General features: G+C 68.4%; 4 protein-coding genes. 3 read left to right on the top strand and 1 reads right to left on the bottom strand.

Annotated features, from left to right (window positions below):
- Positions 1 to 440 (bottom strand): NAD-dependent epimerase/dehydratase family protein (locus ACDELDRAFT_RS20815; protein WP_040330261.1); only part of this gene is annotated, 440 nt, incomplete at its 3' end.
- Positions 441 to 521: 81 nt separating this feature from the next.
- Here ACDELDRAFT_RS20815 and ACDELDRAFT_RS20810 point away from each other — a divergent pair.
- From ACDELDRAFT_RS20810 to ACDELDRAFT_RS20800, 3 genes are all read left to right on the top strand, one after another.
- Positions 522 to 1,364 (top strand): helix-turn-helix transcriptional regulator, encoded by an 843-nt coding sequence (locus tag ACDELDRAFT_RS20810; RefSeq protein WP_040330259.1) that lies wholly within the window; start codon positions 522 to 524, stop codon positions 1,362 to 1,364.
- A gap of 466 nt (positions 1,365 to 1,830) precedes the next feature.
- The gene (locus ACDELDRAFT_RS20805) at positions 1,831 to 2,358 is read left to right on the top strand and encodes a helix-turn-helix domain-containing protein (RefSeq protein WP_040330257.1); all 528 of its coding nucleotides are present in this window, start codon (positions 1,831 to 1,833) and stop codon (positions 2,356 to 2,358) included.
- Complete coding sequence (locus tag ACDELDRAFT_RS20800; RefSeq protein ID WP_005800068.1) at positions 2,358 to 2,774, top strand: VOC family protein; 417 nt, start codon at positions 2,358 to 2,360, stop codon at positions 2,772 to 2,774. The genes ACDELDRAFT_RS20805 and ACDELDRAFT_RS20800 overlap by 1 nt, the downstream gene beginning before the upstream one ends.
- The last annotated feature ends 242 nt before the right edge of the window (positions 2,775 to 3,016 follow it).

Raw genomic sequence — 3,016 nt, 5'->3', positions numbered from 1 at the left:
GCCGCGAGCGCAGCGGTTGCCGCCTCTGAACGACGGGGGTACGCGGCCGAAGGCGGCATGCACGCATCGTGCTCCGTCGCTACCGGCCCGTGGGCGGCCAGCAGGGCCACGCCGGCTGTGGTGACCAGCGGACGCGCCGTGCCCCCCAGTGCATCGCCCAGGGCTTCGATGGCCCGCGCGTCCATTGCGCAGTTTTCTGCGAAGCGGGAGAAGTCATGGTTGAACGCGGTGTGGATGACGGCATCGCAATCGCGGGCGCCTTGCGCCAAGCACTCCAGGTCTGCAAGGTCGCCATGCAGCACGTCGGCGCCCTTGCGCTGCAGCGCCGTGCTCTTTGCCGCATCGCGGGCGAGGCCGAGAACCGTGTGCCCCGCCCCGAGAAGCTCGTCGACGACCGCGCTCCCTACGAAGCCCGTGGCACCGGTGACGAAAATGCGCATGATGAGAGTCCTTTCGTTGTCCGCATGGGGCCGATTGTCCAAGGCGTGCCGTTCATGCAAAAGACGGGGCCGCATACTGTTATGAGCACCAATACCCTTCCTCAACCCACCGAGTCCCTCGCCGGCTTCCTGCGCGAGCGCCGTGCGCGGGTGCAGCCTGAAATCAGCGCGGGCCGGCGTCGTCGCACCCCCGGCTTGCGGCGTGAAGAAGTTGCCGCGCGTGCCCATGTCAGCGTGGTCTGGTACACGTGGCTTGAACAGGGCCGAGGCGGCCTGCCTTCGGTGGAGACCCTGGACCGGCTGGCCCGCGCGCTGGAGCTCGACGCCGCTGGCCGCGAGATGCTGTTTCTGCTGGCAGGCCGTCAGCCGCAACACATGCCGTTGCCCTCTCGGCCTGCGGTACCCGAATCGTTGCAGCGGGTGCTGGATGCGATGCCGGCAAGCCCCGCGATCGTGAAGACGCCGACCTGGGACATCGTCGCCTGGAATGCCGCCGCCGCGGCGGTGCTGGGCGACTACGGGGCCCGCCCGGCAAGCGAACGCAATCTGCTCCGGATGCTGTTCCAAGATGCGGAGCGGCGCACCGCTCTACCCGATTGGGAGGACACGGCGCGCTGGGCCGTGGCGGTGTTTCGCATCGATGTCGCCCGCTGCGGCGCGAATTCCGAGGCAGCCGCGCTGGCAGCCGATCTGCAGGCCTCCACGGTGGACTTCGGCAGGATCTGGAACGACAGCGGCGTGCGCCACCCCGGCAGCGGGCTCAAGCGCCTCATTCACCCCGACGTGGGGGCCTTGACGCTGCAGTTCACGTCGTTCGACGTGAGCGAGGCCGAGGGGCTGGGGATGCTGGTCTTCACGCCCGCCGCCGCGCAGGACCGCCGCAAGGTGGAGCGGCTGGTGCATGCGCCGGCGGCGCCCCGCTAGGGGTGAACGGTCGGGCGGCAAGGGCGTGGTCGCGCTGTGGGGCGCCCTGTGCGCCGCCGGGCATCCGGGATGCCAGTGGCCCGGCATGGACGCGGAAGCCCGGGATCCATGGCTCCACCACCGATGGCCTGTGCCCCCAAAGCCGACGTGGGCCCCAGTGCTCGAACGGCCAGGAGGACAAGGCCGCGGCCCCACGGCCGGGCCGGATGATCGCGACGAAACGGCCGGCCGGTCTTGAACGTGCAGCATACGCAACCAAGTGTCAGGCGCGTCACCGGCCATGGGCGGGCGGGTGGGGTGCGATTTTTGGTTAAAGCCACCTCTTGCGCTCACTGGGTAAGCGAATTGTGCTATCCAAATAAGAGCGTTCGATGCGTCTGGCGGCTCGCCGTATGGGCCCGGCTACCGCCTTGCCCTGCGGCGCAGGCCGAGGCTATGCTCCGGCATCGTGATGGCTTCTGAACCCATGCCTGCCCTTGAAAACCGCCGTGTGCCCGCCTCGGCGCCGCAGGCGCTTGCAGTCGAGCAGTCCCCTGCACTGTTGCGCCGCCTGTTGCGGGCCAAGGACCGCATGGATGCCCTGTCGCACGAGGCGTGGCCGGTGCGGCGGCTCGCGCAGGTGAGCGGTGTGTCCGAAGCCCACTTCGCGCGGGCATTCCGGCAGGCGTTTGGCATACCGCCGCACCGCTACCTGCTGACGCGGCGCATCGAGCAGGCCACCACGCTGCTGCGCGACACCACGCTCTCCATCACCGAGATCGCCTTTGCCACCGGCTGGGAGAGCCTGGGCACCTTCGGACGAACGTTTCGCGATATCACCGGCACCAGCCCTGGCGCTTTGCGCCGCGATGCCCGGGCTACGGAGCACGCGGTTGACCGGGTGCCCGTCTGCTTTCTCAAGGCCGCGCAGCGCCCTGATCTGCTCACCGCAGTTTCGGAGAAGCTCCGCCGTGCCACGGCCGGTACAAATGGGCCATCAACCAAGGAGATGTGATGAGCCAAGGTATTGCAGTGGCAGGTATTTATGTCCGTGACCAGGACGAAGCGCTGGCGTTTTACGTGGGAAAACTGGGGTTTGCGGTGCACACGGACGTGCGCAATGGCCCCTATCGCTGGCTGACGGTGCAGCATCCGCAGCAGCCGGTGTTTCAACTGGGCCTGTTCATGCCCGGGCCGCCGTTGCACGACGAGGCCACGGCCCAGACGCTGCACGCCATGGTGGCCAAAGGGGCGATGCCGGCGTTGGTGCTGCATGTGGCCGACTGCCGCGCGACCTATGCCCAGTTGCGCGACAAGGGCGTCGAATTCACGCAAGAGCCCCTGGAGCGCTACGGCAACGTGGACGCCGGTTTTCGGGATCCGTCTGGCAATGGCTGGAAGATGATCCAGCAGGCACAGGCCGCCGCATGAAGCAGCACAGGGCCTGCGGGCCGGTCAGAACTGGCGACCCTGGTCGTGCGCACGCTGTGCCCCGTTCTGAGGTTTCGCCGTTGCGCTGTTCCACTGTTCAGCAGCCGGGCCGATTGCCGGGTCGGTGCCTGCCGTGGGCCGGCCTCTGTCATCGCCACACTTGCGCCGTCTTTGGGTGCGCTCTTTCCCTCGGCCAGCATGGCCTGCCACCGTGGGGCCGGCCGCCGTGGGGGGGCGCCACG

This window comes from Acidovorax delafieldii 2AN, from assembly GCF_000175235.1.
Classification (GTDB): Bacteria; Pseudomonadota; Gammaproteobacteria; order Burkholderiales; family Burkholderiaceae_C; genus Acidovorax; species Acidovorax delafieldii_B.
Note: the sequence above shows the minus strand (reverse complement) of the source record. Positions and strands in the feature narration are given on the sequence as shown.

Coding starts and splice junctions, on each gene's coding strand:
- ACDELDRAFT_RS20810 (WP_040330259.1), top strand. CDS start 522: ATGAGCACCAATACCCTTCCTCAACCCACCGAGTCCCTCGCCGGCTTC.
- ACDELDRAFT_RS20805 (WP_040330257.1), top strand. CDS start 1,831: ATGCCTGCCCTTGAAAACCGCCGTGTGCCCGCCTCGGCGCCGCAGGCG.
- ACDELDRAFT_RS20800 (WP_005800068.1), top strand. CDS start 2,358: ATGAGCCAAGGTATTGCAGTGGCAGGTATTTATGTCCGTGACCAGGAC.